The sequence below is a fragment of the Vibrio porteresiae DSM 19223 genome (assembly GCF_024347055.1).
In the GTDB taxonomy this organism is placed as follows: Bacteria; Pseudomonadota; Gammaproteobacteria; order Enterobacterales; family Vibrionaceae; genus Vibrio; species Vibrio porteresiae.
In genome coordinates this window covers 1,432,193-1,450,839 of record NZ_AP024896.1, presented here as the reverse complement: position 1 = coordinate 1,450,839, position 18,647 = coordinate 1,432,193, and the positions used below count along the sequence as shown (strand labels likewise).

General features: G+C 46.1%; 17 protein-coding genes. 9 read left to right on the top strand and 8 right to left on the bottom strand.

Annotated elements, in window-relative coordinates:
* Window positions 1-113: 113 nt before the first annotated feature.
* The 4 genes from OCV11_RS23165 to cspE all read right to left on the bottom strand — a co-directional run bounded on the left by OCV11_RS23165 (window position 114) and on the right by cspE (window position 4,969).
* Entirely contained in the window at window positions 114-1,412 is a 1,299-nt protein-coding gene (locus tag OCV11_RS23165; protein WP_261896812.1) for an MFS transporter, read from the bottom strand.
* 173 nt (window positions 1,413-1,585) lie between these two features.
* Window positions 1,586-4,000: a putative bifunctional diguanylate cyclase/phosphodiesterase gene (locus tag OCV11_RS23160; RefSeq protein ID WP_261896811.1), complete on the bottom strand. Its 2,415-nt coding sequence runs from the start codon at window positions 3,998-4,000 to the stop codon at window positions 1,586-1,588.
* Between the two features lie 218 nt (window positions 4,001-4,218).
* Entirely contained in the window at window positions 4,219-4,362 is a 144-nt protein-coding gene (locus OCV11_RS23155; RefSeq protein ID WP_261896810.1) for a hypothetical protein, read from the bottom strand.
* A 394-nt stretch (window positions 4,363-4,756) separates the two neighbouring features.
* Window positions 4,757-4,969 (bottom strand): transcription antiterminator/RNA stability regulator CspE, encoded by a 213-nt coding sequence (gene cspE, locus OCV11_RS23150; protein WP_068719007.1) that lies wholly within the window; start codon window positions 4,967-4,969, stop codon window positions 4,757-4,759.
* Between the two features lie 500 nt (window positions 4,970-5,469).
* Between cspE and corA the strand changes: the two genes are divergently transcribed.
* Entirely contained in the window at window positions 5,470-6,426 is a 957-nt protein-coding gene (corA, locus tag OCV11_RS23145; protein WP_261896809.1) for a magnesium/cobalt transporter CorA, read from the top strand.
* Window positions 6,427-6,707: 281 nt separating this feature from the next.
* On the top strand, window positions 6,708-7,373 hold the full coding sequence (locus tag OCV11_RS23140; protein ID WP_261896808.1) for an OmpA family protein: 666 nt from the start codon (window positions 6,708-6,710) through the stop codon (window positions 7,371-7,373).
* A 109-nt stretch (window positions 7,374-7,482) separates the two neighbouring features.
* Here the strand turns inward: OCV11_RS23140 and OCV11_RS23135 are convergent, their stop codons facing one another.
* Together OCV11_RS23135 and OCV11_RS25090 are read right to left on the bottom strand one after the other, a co-directional pair.
* Window positions 7,483-8,202, bottom strand: coding sequence for a LysR substrate-binding domain-containing protein (locus OCV11_RS23135; protein ID WP_261896807.1), 720 nt, complete (start codon window positions 8,200-8,202; stop codon window positions 7,483-7,485).
* Window positions 8,203-8,218: 16 nt separating this feature from the next.
* Window positions 8,219-8,341: a helix-turn-helix domain-containing protein gene (locus tag OCV11_RS25090; protein ID WP_373332834.1), complete on the bottom strand. Its 123-nt coding sequence runs from the start codon at window positions 8,339-8,341 to the stop codon at window positions 8,219-8,221.
* A 109-nt stretch (window positions 8,342-8,450) separates the two neighbouring features.
* Between OCV11_RS25090 and OCV11_RS23130 the strand changes: the two genes are divergently transcribed.
* Both OCV11_RS23130 and OCV11_RS23125 read left to right on the top strand, forming a co-directional pair.
* Window positions 8,451-8,972, top strand: a complete 522-nt coding sequence (locus OCV11_RS23130; RefSeq protein WP_261896806.1) for a cupin domain-containing protein — start codon at window positions 8,451-8,453, stop codon at window positions 8,970-8,972.
* Window positions 8,973-9,014: 42 nt separating this feature from the next.
* Window positions 9,015-9,329, top strand: coding sequence for a MoaF-related domain-containing protein (locus OCV11_RS23125; RefSeq protein WP_261896805.1), 315 nt, complete (start codon window positions 9,015-9,017; stop codon window positions 9,327-9,329).
* A 77-nt stretch (window positions 9,330-9,406) separates the two neighbouring features.
* On the opposite strand, the gene OCV11_RS23120 is transcribed toward OCV11_RS23125, so the two are convergent.
* On the bottom strand, window positions 9,407-10,312 hold the full coding sequence (locus tag OCV11_RS23120; protein WP_261896804.1) for a LysR family transcriptional regulator: 906 nt from the start codon (window positions 10,310-10,312) through the stop codon (window positions 9,407-9,409).
* A 256-nt stretch (window positions 10,313-10,568) separates the two neighbouring features.
* On the opposite strand from OCV11_RS23120, the gene OCV11_RS23115 reads away from it, so the two are divergent.
* The 5 genes from OCV11_RS23115 to OCV11_RS23095 all read left to right on the top strand — a co-directional run bounded on the left by OCV11_RS23115 (window position 10,569) and on the right by OCV11_RS23095 (window position 17,606).
* Complete coding sequence (locus OCV11_RS23115) at window positions 10,569-12,467, top strand: ABC transporter ATP-binding protein (RefSeq protein WP_261896803.1); 1,899 nt, start codon at window positions 10,569-10,571, stop codon at window positions 12,465-12,467.
* Entirely contained in the window at window positions 12,442-13,965 is a 1,524-nt protein-coding gene (locus tag OCV11_RS23110) for an ABC transporter substrate-binding protein (protein ID WP_261896802.1), read from the top strand. Before OCV11_RS23115 ends, OCV11_RS23110 begins: the two co-directional genes overlap by 26 nt.
* Before the next feature lie 67 nt (window positions 13,966-14,032).
* A complete protein-coding gene (locus tag OCV11_RS23105; RefSeq protein WP_261896801.1) occupies window positions 14,033-14,956 on the top strand; it encodes an ABC transporter permease in 924 nt (307 codons plus the stop codon).
* Window positions 14,957-14,961: 5 nt separating this feature from the next.
* The gene (locus tag OCV11_RS23100) at window positions 14,962-15,819 is read left to right on the top strand and encodes an ABC transporter permease (protein WP_261896800.1); all 858 of its coding nucleotides are present in this window, start codon (window positions 14,962-14,964) and stop codon (window positions 15,817-15,819) included.
* Window positions 15,816-17,606 carry a M14 family zinc carboxypeptidase gene (locus OCV11_RS23095; RefSeq protein WP_261896799.1) on the top strand — a complete coding sequence of 597 codons (1,791 nt, stop codon included), beginning with the start codon at window positions 15,816-15,818 and terminating at the stop codon, window positions 17,604-17,606. The genes OCV11_RS23100 and OCV11_RS23095 overlap by 4 nt, the downstream gene beginning before the upstream one ends.
* Before the next feature lie 63 nt (window positions 17,607-17,669).
* Here OCV11_RS23095 and OCV11_RS23090 read toward each other — a convergent pair whose 3' ends face one another.
* Complete coding sequence (locus OCV11_RS23090) at window positions 17,670-18,584, bottom strand: LysR family transcriptional regulator ArgP (protein WP_261896798.1); 915 nt, start codon at window positions 18,582-18,584, stop codon at window positions 17,670-17,672.
* Window positions 18,585-18,647 lie beyond the last annotated feature (63 nt).

The following is an 18,647-nucleotide window of genomic DNA, read 5'->3' as shown; positions in this document are numbered from 1 at the left end:
TCAGTCAATTTAGCTGAACAGTTAAAGAGCACTTCGGTGCTCTTTTTGCGTTTTGTGAGCAGAAATAAAAAAGGCTACCGAAGTAGCCTTATCTAATCACCGTTGGGGATGGTTTAGCGAATCTTAAAGTGCTTACGAATCGCAATCATCGAAACTAGGCTCACACAACAAGAGAAGATGAGGTAGTAACTTGGAGCCATTAAATCGCCAGTTGCACTGATAGACCAAACCAGTAGCGCCGGAGTGAAGCTACCAAATACCGTGGTGGCGATGTTGTAACTGAGCGCCATGCCGGTGGCACGAACTTCGGTTGGGAAGAGTTCCGACATCAGTGCGGGTAAGCCACCAAAGTACATCGCTTTTAGAATACTCAGCCAGAATAGTACTGCCGCGAGCATCAGCAGTGTCGCGTTGTGCGAGAGCAGGACAAACGCGGGGTAGACAGAACACAAGAACAAACCACCGGCACTCATCATTAAGCGAGTTCGGCCAATTTTATCCGATAAGCTGCCAATAAACGGTGTCAGCACCGTCAGCACGGCGTAGCTAATGAGCGTGCCGCCGTAACCAATTGAGCCGCTTAAGCCAAGAAACTTGGTGGCATAGGTTGGCATAAAGATGATGGAATAGGTCACTGAGGTGGAAAGCACCATAGCGCCGATGTTGTAGAAGATACCGCGTTTATGGTTTGCAAACAGTTCCACTAACGGTACTTTGGTCTCTTTTTTCTCGGCAAATTCGTCGGTTTCTTCAATATGACGACGGATGTACAAGCCGATTGGGCCGATTAACAAGCCAAAAATGAATGGCACGCGCCAGCCCCAGTCGGAAAGCTGTTCAGGCGTTAGCGTCGCGCTGAGTAACAAGCCAAACCCTGCACCCAGTAAGCCACTGATCCCTTGGCTCGCAAACATAAAGCTAGAGATAAAGCCTTTGCGATCTGGGTATTGCTCTACCAACATGGCCGTCGCGCTGCCAAATTCACCGCCTGCAGAGAAACCTTGCAGTAAACGAGCGAGCAAAATGCCGATAGGGGCGAGCAGTCCAATCGTTGCGTACGTTGGCATGATGGAGATAAGTAAAGTTCCCGCCATCATTAACCAAATGGTAAGCAGCATGGCGGATTTGCGACCGGCTCTATCTGCATAGCTGCCGATAACCACGGCGCCGAGAGGACGAATCAGGTAGGACAACGCAAACGTCACCAAGGTCATCATTAGGGACAAGGTGTCGTTATCCGTTGGGAAAAAGAGCGTTGAAATGGTGCGCGCAAAAAAGGCGTAAGCGATTAAGTCAAACCACTCCAGCGCGTTACCGATGGAAGAGGCTACGATCAATTTGTACAGTTTCTTGTCGCTCGGTTTACTTACCGCAAGCGACTCACTGCTTTGTGCCGCATAACTGTTGGTCATACTGATTCCCTGTAAATAATACGTTCCTGTATTTATCTCGATACTAGGGAGTCGCTCACAATTAAACAATTATTCATTTCTTAATACAGCTTTGCCTTTTTTAGAAAGATTAATTGCCAGATAGGCATCTAAGTGCAAGCTATTCAATGAACGACGAGCACTTAGCGTCGCAATCACTGGCTGCTTTGCTCTTTTCTGATTCGTGCGATCAATGCCTCTGCGGCTAAGGGTGGAGAGTAGTAATAGCCTTGAATTAATTGACTATTACGCTGAGCAACAAAGGCGAGTTGTTCACGAGTTTCAACCCCTTCAACAACGATATCCAGATTGAGAGCGTGGGCCATTTTGATGATGGTCGCCGTCAGTTTGCACTGCTCCTGATCATCAGGAATGCCGATGATAAAGCTACGATCGATTTTCAGCGTGTCCCACGGCATTTTGGATAAGTAGGAGAGCGATGAATACCCTGTACCAAAATCGTCGATGGCTAAACGAACGCCGAGCTGTTTCAATTGATGCAGTAACGGTAGAACTTCATTTTCTCGTTCGATATAAGCCGATTCTGTCAGTTCCAACTCCAGAAAACGGACGGGAAATTCGGTTTGCTTGAGCACATTGTTGAGCGTTGCTATAAATTGGCCAAAACGCAGTTGATAGGCTGACACGTTAACCGACATTTTCAATTCGCCTAACCCCTGCGCAATCCATTTGGCGCCGTCTTCGCAGGCACGTTTAAGAACGAATTCGCCTAAAGGTTCGATTAGGCCCGTCTCTTCTGCAATCGGGATAAACTCGGCTGGTGAAACCCAACCCAGTTCATCATCATGCCAGCGTGCAAGGGCTTCAACCCCCACCAAGCGTTCAGTTTTGGCGCAGTATTGCGGTTGGTAATAGACCTGCACCTTGCCCTCTTGCAAGGTTTGCTTGAGCTTGCTGCTTAGGGTCAATTTGCGTTGGCTTTCTAACGTCAGACGTTCTTCGTATAGCCCATAACTGCCGCGGCGGTTACGTTTGGCTTCATAAAGCCCTGCGTCTGCCTCTTGTAGCAAATCTCGGTTCTCTCCTTGCGCTTGGAAACTGGCCCCAATCGTAGCGGAAATGTAGACCTCAACTTGATTATTAAGTGGTATTACTTGGGCAAGACGGTATTGAATCGCATTGATCAATTGGGTGACTTTCAATAGCGGCAAGTTGGCGATCAAAATCGCAAATTCATCACCACCGGTTCGCGATAAACCGAGCACATCATCGGGAAATTCGTCATGCAGTAAGCGCAGTCTATCAGCCAGCGTGCACAACACGGTATCGCCCGCCGCATGGCCGTAACTATCGTTGACGTCTTTAAAATGATCCAAATCGACGACCAATAGCCCAAAGGCTTTACCCTGTAGGCTTTCAATCACATCATCTAGCACGCGACGGTTAGGTAACTGGGTAAGCTGATCATGGCGAGCAAGATGGTTGAGTTTGGCCTGAATCGCCTTTTGTTCATCAATGTTGACCAGTGACAGTACAAAGGTCACGGGCTTATTGGACTCAGACTCAACTTTGGCGATGGAAAGTAGCCCATGATGCTCAGCGCCAAAGCTAACTTCGCCACGCCAAGGAAGCTTGCGTAATATCTCTAGGTCTAAGGCGTGCTGCTGATAAGTGAACAGCGCAAAGATCGAATCTGTACGCACTAATAATTGGGTAAGTGGCAACGCCAACTCCTCGCATAAGGCTTGGTTTGCTCTTAGCACTTTTCCTTGGTTATCAACAATGGCTAAGCCTTCATCCGTGTGTTTAAACACGGTATCGGCTTGCTCACGATAAGTCTCTTGTGCCGACATTTCTTCGGCCAATTGAGTGCTGGTTTTAAGGAGCAGCGTCCAGCGAAAATCATCCGCGCTCAAATAACTGATGAACGACTTGCGGCGAATGAGGGTAAAGAGAATCAGTGGCAGCGCATAGGCACTGGCAGTGAGAATTTTGCCATCCAACGATCCAAACACAATATTGATGATCTCTTGGCTAAAGCCAAAGGCTAACAGCGGGAAGAGAATGCCATCAATACAGAGCACCGTAATAAACAGCAGAATATAACAAAAGGCGGTTACCACTGGATTGAAATGGCATTTTTTCAGTTTTTCAAAACTGTAGAGTAGCGTAAGCAACTCAAGAATAATCAGCACGCCACCCAAAATAATAAAAGGGGTGGAGATATCAAACAGGGCTGGCGAAGTATTATGGGGATTCATTATCCCTTGGTGTGACAAACTGCGTGCAGCCAAATCAGAAAATAGCGCATTAAATAAATCGACAAACAGCACTAAGCGCACCAAGTGGCGCAGAATGAATAGGTCACGCTCAACTAAAACAAATAAGACCGACGACATCATAAAAGCGCCGTAGCAAATATTGCCACCGGATACAGTAATATCAGCAGTTACTGGCAGAGAATAAACGTTACCAAAGAATCCACCAATCAATAACACCAACGCAATGTAGATGTAATAAGAGACGCGACGTAGTGGACCATCAAGGACAGTGAAGTAGAGTGGGAAAATCGAAAACAGAGCTATTTGCAGCAAAAAGAGTTCAAGCATAGATGAGAATCGTGCGATTAACAGACTGGGTGAATTCTATACGAAGTTTTCTATATTAGCAGTTACTACTTTGCACAAAGTGGCTGAAATGTCGAAAAATCTTAAATTTGAGCAGATTTAGGCGTGTGTTTGAAGAAAAGCAAGAAAGGCGCGGGAGTGCTGGTCTCAAGTTGGATGGGTGAGGGCCATCCATAGAGAGTAACGGGATGAGGTAAATCTTATAACTCGAACTGACGATCAAATGCTCTTTGTTCTAGAAGTTCTTCAATTTTTTTGCGAGTTTCATGTTCGCTTAACGATTTCTTTTCAAGAGTATCGCCTTGCTCAGTTTTTGCTTTAGTAGCTTTTGTCTTTTTTGACATAGAGATTCATTCCTTTTTAAAACACAAGAGCATAATCACTAGGAATAAAATGAAAAGTAATACCTACGTATTATGAGATCTTGTGTGAATAAATAATAAGGTTTTGGTGTTGTTCATAATTAATGAACACATATTTGTACCGCTTAACTCAAAATGATGTTGAGTAAACGAGCGCGAGAGATAAGGAATTAAATTTGATATTCAGATTGAGGAGTGCTTTGTTCTTTCAATTTTTTATCACGTAATAATTGATACCAATGACGCTGACGCGTAGTTCTTCGAGACATATATTTCCTTCATGTAGATAGAGAAAAAAGTAAGTTGTATCTAGTAGAGCGAGGGTAATAGAAGGGAGGAATTGGCGCGATGGAGAGCCATCACGCCAATAAATTCATTACAGCGCTGTAACGTTTGCTGCTTGAGGGCCTTTTTTACCCTGTTCAACGTCAAAGCTTACACGTTGACCTTCAGCAAGAGTTTTGAAACCTTCAGATACGATAGCGTTGAAGTGTACAAACACATCTTGACCACCGTTGTCTTGGCTGATGAAACCGAAACCTTTAGTTTCGTTGAACCATTTTACTGAACCAGTCGCTTTGTTAGACATAGATATTTCTTCTTTTTTACGTTTAAAATTTAATGTTACGCTTTTAACAAATTGGATTAGATGGATTTTCAGGAAGAGTTGTCGCAGGAGCTAAACGAAAAAGTTCGAAAGATATCTGAGAGGTAACTTGTACTAAATGTTTCACATATAACTCATTTGTTAGAGCTGGTCAGAGTATACACGTTGCTTGAATAATGACTAGTTTTATTTTTGATAAATTTACTCATTGAATAAATTTGTGAGCAGAATCAATCCTACAGCGGCATAAAAAAATTTACCGAGAATTATTCTGTTTGGGTTTTCAATGAACTGCGATGCCCTCAACTGGTCTAACCGCCAGATTTTGAGTGTCTCCCCATTCTTCCTGTATACTCCGGCGAGCGCAAGGAGCGACACTCTACTTTAAGGAAAAGTATAGAGTATTTTTTCAGTTATTAAGAAACTGAAACATAAAAAAGATAGATTACGAGCCGACTCGTAACGATGGAGAGGAGTGTGCGATGCTGCGTTTTTTTAGAATCATAAATGGCGTGATTACTGCAATGCCAACCGATGATAGCAGCGATCTTAGGCAATTTGTTCAGCAGGCCGAGTGGATTGATGCACACGAGCCCACCGATGAAGAGCGACAACTGATTAGCTCTCTTTGGCGCATCGAACTGCCTGAATCTACTGATGTAGAAGAAATTGAAACTTCAGCGCGTTGTTTTATTGATCGTTCAGGAATCCATGTTCACTCACTGTTTCTTTCCCCAACGGAAGGACGACACAACTCAGTGACCGTGGCTTGTATTTTACAAAACGAACGTCTGATCACCATACGCGATGGTGATGTGGCTGACTTTCGCTTACTGCGTTTGCGGGCCCGCCGAGGGCAGATTCATTGCAATACAGTGGATAGCCTATTGGTGACATTGCTTGAGCAGAAAGTCGAAAATCATGCGGATATTCTTGAGGACATTCATCGCCAACTGGAGCGAGTGAGCCATGATGTTTTGGAGAATGAAGAAGCGGATTTAGAAGAGTGTATTAGCCGTTTGGCCCGTCTTGAAGACAGCAACGGTAAAGTGCGCCTGTGTTTGATGGATACTCAGCGAACCATTTCATTTTTGCTAAGAAACCTCAAGTCACGTAATGAACATCGAGAAACCTTAACCGAGGTTGGGCATGACATTGAAGCCTTGATGTCTCATACCACGTTTTTGTTCGATAAAATCAACTTCTTAATGGATTCAACCCAAGGTTTTATCAACATTGAGCAGAACCAAATCATCAAAATTTTCTCAATTGCTTCCGTGGTCTTTCTCCCACCGACAGTGATTGCGAGTATTTACGGGATGAACTTTGATTTCATGCCGGAGTTGCACTGGTTAGGTGGTTATCCATTCGCGCTCGGATTGATGTTGGCTTCAGGCTTTGCCCCATATGTGTACTTCAAACGCAAAGGGTGGCTCTGAAGGACAATTGTGATCCTAGCCCCGTATGAAGTCCTCACGTTTAGACTGTGGGGACTTTTTTTATCTGCATTTTTCGCGCTCTTTCCCGACAGTATAAATCACCTATCTATTGCTTCCTTTCATCACACTGCTGACAAAATTCACATAAGGCTTACCTGTTCCCTTTCTTCTCTTTACATTCCTTTACGTTTTCTCTTTATCATCGCTGAAAATTGCTCAGTTAATCCCATTGAGTTCTAAACTGGATTAAGTGAACGCTAACGATGAGAGTAGGAAAAACAATGAAAAAATTGTCGTGTTTATTGGCAGTGGCATTAGTGCTCACGGGCTGTGAAGCCACCCAAAGACAAAACGCCACAACAGGCGAGCAAGAAACTAACTCGGCAACCAAAGGTGCCATGATCGGCGCTGTAGCGGGTGTATTAACCGGCTTAGCCACGGGCGGCAGTGCGAAAGAGCGACGCCAACATGCTTTGATCGGGGTTGCTGGTGGAGCGGCGGTTGGTGCTGGTGTGGGCTATTATTTTGACCGTCAAGAAGCGGCACTGCGCAAAGAGTTAGTTGATTCTGGTGTGCAAGTGAAGCGCGTCGGAGATGGTCAACTGGTGTTGGTGATGCAAAATGGGATTGGCTTTCAATCCAACTCTCACAACCTCGATGCCAGTATCTATCAATCACTGAATGGCGTTGCTCGTATCCTAGTGGAATACCCTAAAACCCAACTTTTGATCACTGGGCACACCGACAGTACGGGAAGCGCTAGCTATAACCAGCAGCTTTCAGAGCAACGTGCGAGCTCGGTTCGTACTTATTTGATTGGTCAAAAGGTGGCTTCAAACCGCATTCAAGTTCAAGGTGCGGGTGAAAGTCAGCCCATTTGCTCCAACGATACTCAAGCTGGTCGAAAGTGTAATCGCCGAGTTGAAATCTCGATTTTGCCGCTGTAATCATCTTGAAACCCCGCCGCCGAGCGGGGTTCTTCATAGTAACGTCACCTAACAAATCTCTTAGTCAAGTTGAGTAGTAAAGCTGCTTAGATGAGCCGATTAGTAAAGCTCAACTCGATTGCCAATGTGTGGAAAAATAATCAATAAAAGCCCGCAATTTTGAACTGACGTTTTTATTATGCGGCCAGACAATACTTACTTCCCGAATGCTCTGTCCTGAGCCGCTTGCTTTGATCAATTGACCATTGGCTAACTCATGCAAGCAGACTCTCTCTGGTAGATAAGCCAAACCTTGGCCTGCCATACACAGTTTCTTAATCAATGGGATAGAGTTGAAGGTGCGATAAATGCCAATCTTATCCATGTTTAGTGGCATCACGTTGTTCCAAGATTCGATTTTCCCTGAGGCGGGATAGCGATAAAACAAAAACTGATTGGCATACAGATCAGTTTGTAAAACATATTGGGCAGAATGAAAGACGTTCATAGTAATATCGCCAATACGTTTGGCAAATAAGCGAGAGTCGGAAATATATCCAAAGCGAATAACGGCATCGTAACTCTCTTTGATAATATCCACATAGTCATCACTAAGGGAAATATCTAACTCAATATTTGGATGTTCAAGAATAAAACCAGCGATTAATTCATCAAAAATCTCATCAATATTGGGAACGCTAATTTTTAGTTTACCCTGACAATTATTTTTCATCTTTTCTAGGGTAATTGTTGCCGCATCGAGTTCTTGCAAGATGTTTTCTGCATAGCGATACAGAATTTGCCCTTCCTCGGTAAGCGAGATACTGCGCGTACTGCGAGCAAATAACATAATATTATGCTTTTCTTCAATTTTTTTGTATGGTTTTGCCAACGGATGAGGGGGTGATGCCTAATGCGGTTGCCGCTTCAACGAAACTACTGCTTCTTGCTGCTTGAACGAAAACACTGAGATCTCTAATCGAATACATAATCGTAATTTAGATTGTGGACAAACTGTCTATTAAGAAAATACAGATTGTAGATTAACTATGCTAAATAGAAAAGATAATATTATCAGCAGGTTGTTAGGAGATAAAAATGAATATTCGTGTATTAGGTTTGGCCTGTTTATTGACGCCTTGTGTCGTAATGGCTGGCGTACCAAATAACAAAATAGGGTATGAAAGTTTATATAACGATGCCAATGGTGTGACTCACCAAGCTTATTGTGAATTAGACAAATTGTCATTTCAGAATTTCAGTGTGGGTGGTGCTCCAGAGTTGGTATCAACTGACGACATGAAAACCACACGTTACGTGTTCAACATCATGCCTGTAGGCTGGGCGGGAACTTGGCATAAAAGCCCAAGTGCTCAATGGGTGATTCCTGTTTCAGGACATTGGTATATCGAAACCATGGATCATCACCGCGTGAAATTTGGCCCAGGTGATCTCTCATTTGGTTACGATATCGACGCAGTCCAACAAGATGGCAAGATTGGTCATATCTCAGGCACGTTGGGTAAGGAACCGGCTAAAGTACTGGTGGTGCAAGTCAATTCTCTGCCCAAAGAGATCAAAGACAAACGCTGTATGGCGGGTGGCACGTTCATTCGATAGATGGGCAACTTAAGAACGATGTATCAAAGCAAGGAGTATTTTGTGACTGACAATGTCTTTCCTTATAAAGGACAGGAATTTACCATTCGAATGGATAACGGCTTAGAAGTTAAAAATGGCTATCTTCACGATGGCAAAACCATTCGTATTGAATTTTTAACCGGTGATCTTACCGGCACAGTAATGGAAGTGCCTTTCTCTTGGCGCGAACTGGATGGAAATAATTTTCTCATCTCATGGCAAGAAGCGGACAAGAACACCGTGGTTCATTGCGACAATTTTGTCTCCCGCATTTCCTACGCTTACTACACCACTATGTCTGGTGAGTTCTATCAGATGAAAGGCACTATTTTGTAGAGTCTCTCTTTATAGTGTCTTTATTTATAGTGACTTTCGAGTAGAAAAGAGCGCTCCGCTTGGTGAGCGCTTTTTGCTTATCTATCAAAAAACTCAGGCATCGTTTGTGCGACATTTTTTATCGACTGGATAAACTGGTGCAATGAGGTGTGGTGACGCGTGTTGGTTGGGTAAGCAAACCCGTAGGGATAGCGGATTTGCGGTTCAAAAGGTCTGGTGACAACGCCATTTTTAACCCACACGCGCGCAGCGAAAGGTTCTAATACGCCGACTGCAAGGCCCGAGGCTATCATGGCGTAGCCAGTGTGTGAGGTATCGATATACAGGTTTTTACCCAATTCAGCGCGCACGGAATCGGTCGCCTGTTCAAGATGGCTCCAATATTTAGGGTAGGAGTCCAATACCGTAAGCACCTCTTGTCCTTTGAGATCGTTGGCGGTAATCACCTCTTTTTCGAGTAATGGATGACCCTCTTTTGCTGCAAAGACATAGCGAGCGTTACCGATAAATTCTTGCTCGATGCCGACCAATTGCGGCAGTTGTAAGCCAACGGCGAGGTCAACCGAGTTGGTCTGCAGTTTGGTCACCATCTCTGACAAGCTGTACGTTAAAATCACCACCCGTTCTTCGGGATAAAACTTCTTGTGCTCTTTCAGTGCCATGGGCACTAACGTACTTGCAATAGCTGAAGTGACCGCAATACGCAGCTCTCTTGGGGTGCGGGTGCGAATGTTATTGGCGACCGATTCGAGTTTTTCTAGCCCTAGGAAGCTCTCTTCAACCGAGCTGAAAAATTCGACGGCTTCATCGGTGGGATAAAGTCGGCCTTTACGTCTTTCGAACAACCGAAAACTCAGTGAATCTTCTAAGTCACTGATCAAGCGGCTTACTGCCGGTTGGGTCACGTGCATTTCATTCGCGGCTGCAGACGTAGTACCCCGTAACATGATGTAACGAAAGGCTTCAATCTGACGAAATTTCATAGCCATCCTTGCTGGTGTGTTAGCTGGTCATTAAACGATGATTGCTGCTTTTTACAGCAGAAATTCAGTTCGGAAAACCATAACATTTAGTTATCAACTATGCATTAATATAAGTTGATTACATTGCTAAATCTTCTCATGATGAACGTTAGACATAACCTTAGGTAGCCGCTAAACCGCAAAAAAAGAGAATGAACGGATGTCATTTTCGCTGGTTTAAAGCAGCGTGTTTACCGAACTGATCAAGGATGAACAGGTGGCAGACGTAACTCAATCCGCAATTCTTTCTGTAAAGAACCTCTCCGTCTCTTTTGGTGAATCACAAGTGATTAGCGATTTAAGCTTTGATGTGACGCCGGGGCGCACTCTCGCTATTGTGGGGGAATCGGGTTCAGGAAAATCCGTCACTTCTCAATCGATCATGCGTTTGGCTGATATCGGTGGTGCTCGCTATACCTCTGGAAAAATTCTTTATACCCATCAGGGAAATACGCTCGATTTGCTTGCTTTGTCTCAAGAGCAAATGCTTCAGGTACGTGGCAAAGAGATTGCGATGATCTTTCAAGAGCCAATGACCTCGCTCAACCCAGTGTTTACCATTGGTGACCAGCTGAGTGAAGCGCTCTTGTTGCATGAAAAACTGACCAAAGCCGAAGCCATGGCCGAAAGTGAGCGCTTATTGGAATTGGTGCGAATGCCAGATGCTCGTGACATGTTAGTGCGCTATCCGCATCAACTATCGGGTGGTATGCGCCAGCGCGTTATGATCGCTATGGCCTTAGCATGTAAGCCTAAAGTGCTGATTGCTGATGAACCCACCACGGCACTGGATGTAACCATTCAAGCCCAAATTCTGTCTATCATTGCTGACTTGCAAAAGTCGCTGAATATGGCGGTGATCTTCATTACCCATGACATGGGCGTAGTTGCTGAAATCGCTGATGATGTGGTGGTGATGTGGCAAGGGAATAAGGTCGAGCAGGGTGAAGTGAAGCAGCTGTTTGCCGCGCCAAAGCACCCTTATACCCAAGCGCTACTGTCGGCTGTGCCTAAATTAGGCAGTATGGTTGGACGCGCAAATCCCTATCAATTTCCGGTGACGGTGATGCGCGATAACCAGCTGGTGAGTATTGGCGCAGAAGTGGAACAAAACACGGCTCGCTACGATCAAGAGCCGCTGTTGCAAGTCAATGACTTGGTCACTCAGTTTATTACCAAGAAAAACTTCTGGGGACGTGCAACCCATAAAGTACACGCAGTTGAAAGTGTGAGTTTCAATATTTATCCTGGAGAAACGCTGTCGCTGGTGGGCGAATCGGGCTCTGGTAAATCCACTATTGGTCGTACAATTCAGCAGCTTCAGCAGGCAACGAGCGGTTCAATTTGCTTTGAAGGGCGACAGCTCGATCGCTTATCCCCACAAGAGCAGCATCGTTTAAAGCGCGATGTGCAATACATCTTTCAAGACCCGTTCGCTTCACTGGATCCGCGTAAAACCGTCGGTTTTTCCATCGCCGAACCGATTCGCACGCACAACTTGATCCGTGATGAGAAAGCGATTCAAGCACGAGTGGCGCAGCTACTGGAACGAGTCGGCTTACAAGCGGAACATGCCAAACGCTATCCCCACGAGTTTTCGGGTGGGCAAAGGCAACGTATCTGTATCGCACGGGCATTGGCTTCTGAGCCGAAGTTAATCATCGCAGATGAAGCGCTCTCTGCGCTGGATGTGTCGATTCAAGCACAGATCATCAATCTTTTTATGGAGTTACAGCAAGAGTTTGGTATTGCCTATCTCTTTATCAGCCACGATATGGCGGTCGTAGAGAAGATGAGCCACCGCGTTGCTGTGCTCTACTTAGGACAAATCGTTGAATTAGGTAAGCGTGCACAAGTGTTTGATTCACCAACGCATCCTTACACACAAAAGCTGCTGTCCGCCGTTCCGGTTGCTGACCCGACTCAACGTAAAGAACACCTTTTGATCAATGGTGATATTCCAAGTCCTGTGCATGAAGTGGGTTATCAACCACCCCAGCTAGAGTATACGCAGGTGAGTGAAGGGCACTATGTTGCTAGCGTTCCAAAGGATGGGGCGTTTTACAATTTACAAAATGGAGAGTATTTCAATGATGAAGCAAAAACAATGGCTTAAGTGCTTTGCACTGGCAGCGGGCGTGACCTTTTCCTCCATGTCAATGGCAGCGGGTACACTGACCGTTTCTTCACCGCAAGATCCCGGCAGTTGGGACCCGATTGACACGTTTTTGGTTAACTGGGCATCGGTTGCCACCAATATGTACGATGGTTTGACCTATCGCGGCCCAGACCTTAAGTTACAGCCAGCGCTGGCGACCTCGTGGAAAATCTCCGATGACGGCAAGAAAATCCGCTTTGCTTTGCGTAAAGGCGTGACCTTCCATGATGGCGAGCCTTTTAACGCCAACGCGGTGAAATTTACCTTTGATCGTCTGCTGGGCGATGAAGGTAAAAAAGGGCCACAACGTTCAAACTATTCTGCGATTGACCATGTCGCCGTGGTGGATGATTACACGGTGGATTTCTTCCTTAAAGCGGCTGACCCAGTTCTGCTAACTAAGTTGGCGGGTTATGGTGCGATGATCGTGCCGCCAAAATATATCCAAGAGAAAGGGGAAGAGTATTTTAATACTCACCCAGTGGGTACTGGTCCATTTGAATTTGAGTCGTATCAGCCTAAAGTCGGCATCACGTTAAAAGCGTATCCGAATTTCTGGGGTGATAAAGCAAAACTCTCTGAGCTTAAATATCGCTTTATCTCTGAACCATCGACCGCGGTGGCTGAGCTGCAATCGGGCCGCGTGGATGTGGTGATTCCGCCAACCATTCCGATCGCGATGATCCCAACCATTAAAAACGATCCTAAGCTGACGATTATGTCGGCGACCAGTCCAACGGTGTATGCCCTGCGTTTTAACACCAAAAATGGAATTACCAAAGATGAGCGTGTACGTAAGGCGCTGATTTATGGTGTTGATCGCCAAGCGATCATCGATTCCATTTTAGGTGGTCAAGCCGAAGCGATTGCCAGTTTCCAAAGTGCCATTTCATTTGGTAACGACCCGAAAATGAAGCCACTACCGTATGACCCAGCCAAAGCGCAGCAGCTACTGAAAGCCGCAGGCGTGAAACCGGGCGCGCAAGTACAAATCGATATTCGTGGTAACAACGCAACCTTCAATGAAGTGGCTCAAGCGGTGGCTAGTTATCTACAGATCATCGGCTTAAAAGCCATCATCAAGCCTTACGAAACCAACGTATTGCTGAATGACATTGTACCTGCCGGTAAAACGGGCGCGATGTTCCAACAGTCTTGGGGTGGTTGGACGCTGGATTACGACAACACTGCGTACTTTATGTATCACTCTGGTGAAAAATGGAACCCATACGATAGCGATCCTAAGTTAGACCAGATGTTGGAAGCGCAGCGTTCAGTGACCGACCAAGCCAAACGTCTCTCTATGCTGCAAGAGATTGCGCACTACACCGCTGATCGAGCACTTGAGATGCCTTTGTACAGTGAAAACGCCATCTTTGGTGTAGCTAAGCGCGTGAAAAACTTTACTCCTGTTCCTGATAGCCGTTTGCGCTTGAATGATGTGACAGTTGAGTAAACTTCCATGCAGCTTTGCCTGCGCAAAGCTGCACTTTTTAGGTAAAGATTGTACGTAAGGACACGTCATGACTCACTTTTTGCTTAAGCGGTTGCTTCAAGCGGTCTTTGTCTTGTTTGCGATTACCTTGATCGTTTCCTACGCCATTCGTCTGACTGGCGACCCAGCGCTGATGCTCACTCAAGGAGCGGGTAGCGTAACAGAGGCCGATTTGGCTTTGATCCGCGAATCTCTTGGTCTGAATCAACCGTTTTGGGTGCAATATGGCCACTTTATTTTAGGAATTTTTTCGGGAGATTTAGGGCGCAGCTTTATGGGCCAGACGCCAGTGAGCCAATTGATTGGGCTCTCATTTCCTGCCACGGTGTCGCTCGCTTTTGCGGTGATGCTGGTCTCGATCGCCATTTCAATTCCACTGGGGATCAAGGCGGCCGTCTCGAAAGGCAAATGGGCCGACCAACTGATCCGCATCACTTCCCTGATTGGTCTGTCGTTTCCCAATTTTTGGTTAGCACTGATGATGGTGCTGGTGTTTTCTATCTCCCTCAAATTGTTGCCGCCAAGCGGGATGGATGGCTTGGCAAGCTTTATCATGCCAGCGGTGACCATGGCGATTATTCTTACCGCAACCAATGTGCGCTTGGTGCGCTCATCGATGCTAGAAACACTGCAATCGCAATACATTATGGTGGCGCGTGCTAAAGGGCTCAGTGAGAGCAAAGTGCTGTATAAACATGCCCTGCGTAACTGCGCGATTCCTCTGATTACCTATTTTGGTCTGCAATTTGGCGGTCTGCTGGGCGGTATTGTGGTGATTGAAAAAGTCTTCAACTGGCCAGGGTTAGGTACTCTTGCTTTCGATGCGGTGAGTAGCCGCGACTATCCGGTGCTACAAGCGGTGATTACGGTGCTTTCTATGCTGATTGTTGGCATCAACTTATTGGTCGATATTGCTTATGGCCTCATCGACCCACGAATTAGAACGGAGTAATGACGATGACAACCAATATTCTTCGTTCACCACGATTATCTCGTTATCTCTGCTTAGAGTTTGTCCTCGGTATGGTATTAACTGTCGGCATGATTGCGATGGTGTTGTTGTCCGATGTGATTTTCCAAGGGGCAGCAGACAAAATCAATTTGATGGCAAGATTACTTGCGCCATTCTCCCATCCTGAGCACCTGTTAGGGACAGACCCTCTAGGGCGCGATGTGTTTGCTCGTGTTATTTCTGGTGGTGCCGTCTCTTTAGAAGTGGGCTTTATTTCCGTATTGGGCGCGGTGGTGCTTGGCGTGGTGATGGGGCTTATTTCAGGCTATTTTCGCGGCTTTTGGGATGTGATTGTGATGCGGTTTGCTGATATTCAGCTGGCGATGCCGTTTATTCTTCTCGCGATCACCTTTATCGCCATCGTTGGCGGTGGGTTAACCAACATGATCATCCTACTGATCATCTCACAGTGGGTGCAATACGCACGTTTGGTGCGCGGTTCGGTTCTGTCGCTGCGCGATCGTGAATACATTCAAGCGGCACAAGCCATTGGCGTGAGCCATTTTAAAATCCTCTTTCAACATTTGCTGCCGAACTTAATTGGCCCAGTTATCGTGCTCATGACCCTCAATGTTGCCAATAACATTTTGTTAGAAAGTAGCTTAACGTTTCTAGGCTTAGGCGTTGATCCTCTTACCCCAAGTTGGGGCGGCATGTTAGCCGATGGCAGAACGTATATCCAAACCGCATGGTGGGTGAGCGTGTTCCCTGGTTTGGCGATTTTATTAACGGTATTAGGTTTAAATCTATTGGGTGACTGGTTACGCGACCTGTTAGATCCAACAGGGAGAACGTCACGATGAAACCCATCTTAAAAGCAACCATTGCCAGTACCTTGGCAGAACTGATTGAACACTACAGTACACAAGCTAATCGCCCGAAAACGCTCGATGTGTGGGTGTTTGCCGATCTTGCCACACGCCAAGAAGCAGAGCGCGCTTTGGCCGAATTTGGCATTGAAGCGAAAGTACGCAGTGCGTATAAACCGCTGGTGCATTACTTTTTGGAAGAGTTCTTTTTGGATGAACGCTTTGCCGTACCAGAAGAGCTGGTGCGCGTTGAGATTCGTTATCCGATCTGCGCGCCTGCATCAGATAAGCGCTTTTTACTCGAAGCTTATCCACTGGCGGGATTGATTGACCCAAGTAAACTCGTCTTTACTCCGGGTACGCAAGCCGATCGTTATGAGCTTGAGATTTATCGCTCCTCCCCAGATGGGGCTAAGCCGGCGACGGTTAGCGAAAACGTCAGCGTATTTGTGCCCAATCATACTTATGTCAATGCCACCCAAGATAGCGTATTAACGCCAACAGGTTGGGTAAAAGCCTACAACCATGTCGGTGAATTGGAGCGTGATGAACGCTTAGCGACAGATTTTGAGCACTGCTTTAGCCAAATGATCGACACAGTGACGAGCTATGAATGGCCAACTCAGTCGCCCTATTTTAAGCAGTTACAACTTAAAGTGCAGATGCCTGTAGAAGACGAGTTGGTTGGTTATGCTCATGAAGTGATTAGCCTTAAAGAGGCTCTGCATGAAGATCTCTACTTCTCAATCCAAGAGTGGTTTAAATTCAAAGAAGGCAAAGCACTGACAGCAAGAAACAGTCAGCCGGGGCAGATCGTGCCGCTGATCACCGCTTCCCCTGACAGTGATTATCACCTTGAGATGACGTTAGCCGATTACTCGCTGGTGGATGTTGGTGTTACTGATGAAGAGTCTGCGTTGGATGTCGCGGCTAAGCCGATGAGCATGACCATGGTGCAGCAGCACTTAGCCACCGTTGCTGGTGAGGCCTTAGCAGTCGACACCCCAACAGGACGCCAAGTGGAAGCCAAGTACAAACGCGGCAAGGATCAAGCAGTGCTGATTTGCGGTGGTCAGCATGCGAATGAAACCACTGGCGTGGTCGGAGCGTTGCGGGCAGCGAAAGTGCTTGAGCAGCAAGCGGAAAGTCACTTCGTTGTAGTGCCAATGAGCAACCCTGATGGTTACGCGCTTCATCAGCAATACATTCAAGATAATCCTTTGCATATGCATCACGCTGCCCGTTATACCGCCTTGGGGGATGACCTTGAATATCGCACCGTTGAACCGCTTTATGAAAAAGGGATGCGTAAACAAGCTAAACAGTTAAGTGGTGCGAATCTGCATATCAACTTACATGGCTATCCAAGTCATGAATGGACGCGGCCATTATCTGGTTACGTGCCGACTGGGTTTGATATGTGGACGATTCCGAAAGGTTTTTTCTTGGTGGTGCGGCATCTCAATGATCCTCAGTGGGCGCGGTTGGCTGAGCAATTTATTGAGCAAGTGACCTTAAAACTCAATCTCTATCCCGAAGTCATGGCGATGAATCAGGCGCAGATTGACGTGTATCAGATTCACGCGGGAGAAACTGGATTTAGGATGATCAACGGATATCCTTGTCTGATTTCCGCAGTCGAAGAGGCCGATTATCCATTACAACTCATCACTGAATACCCGGATGAAACCATTTACGGTGACGATTTTATCGCAGGGCATAACGTGCAACAGGCGACGGTATTAGCGGCTTATGAGGTCTACCAGTCTTTACTGGCGTAACCTCAAATCATCTATAACGCTGACTCAGACATAAAGGCTTAGGGCGTGTTCTCTAAGCCTTTTTTATCTTAACAAGATCCCCTTTGATGCTTGGAAAAACGCATTGGTGATTTGTGTGAGTCCTTTCGAGTTAACTGCCGCATGCTGCCAATAGTGAGGTTCATTTAGCCACACTTCTGGGGCCAAATTGACCAATGAATTTGCCTCAATCGCCTCTTCAAACAACCCATCAGCACTAACGCACCAACCCATATGGCGTTTGGCCGCTTCGACTAAACTCACTGAATCCGGCAGGTAGTGAATGTGATGGGGTGTGATGTGTGAACCCGTTACCTTTTGCATAAAACGCATTTGCAGTGGGTCTTTACGGTTATAAATCATCACTGGGGCATTGCGAAAAGCCTCTGCAGTTAACCCTTGTGCAAAATAGCGCGCGGCAAATTGCGGTGAGGCAATGGCGCAGTAACGCATGTTGCCTAAAAAATGCACCGCACATCCTTGTAACGGGGTCTTCTCGCTGGTAATTGCCCCTAGGACATCGCCATTTTTCAGATGATCAAGCGTGTATTCTTGGTCATCAACACGAATATCAAACTTGTGACCATACTCTTGATGTAAATCGGTCAAGGCATTTAATAGCCAAGTGGAGAGAGAGTCTTCATTGACCGCAATAGGAAAGGGCTTGGCATGTAATTGACTATGCTGCTCGGGCAATAAGTCCGCCATCACTTCTGCTTCGAGCAGGGCCATCGATTTCACTCGACTCAGGAGCTGTTCTCCCGCTCGTGTTGGGCGACATGGGGTTTGCCTCACCACTAATAATTGCCCAATCCTATCTTCTAAAGTCCGCAGCCGCTGTGAGATAGCAGAAGGTGTCACGTTTAGCTTTTTGGCGGCTTTATCAAAACTCGCCTCTTCAATTACCGCAATAAACGCATCGACTTGGGGAGAGAGCAAACTCATGGACAATACCATCATTAGAAATTCTTAATAAGCGTAAGATTATATCGATTTTCTAAACAACGCCAGTTCGGCATACTC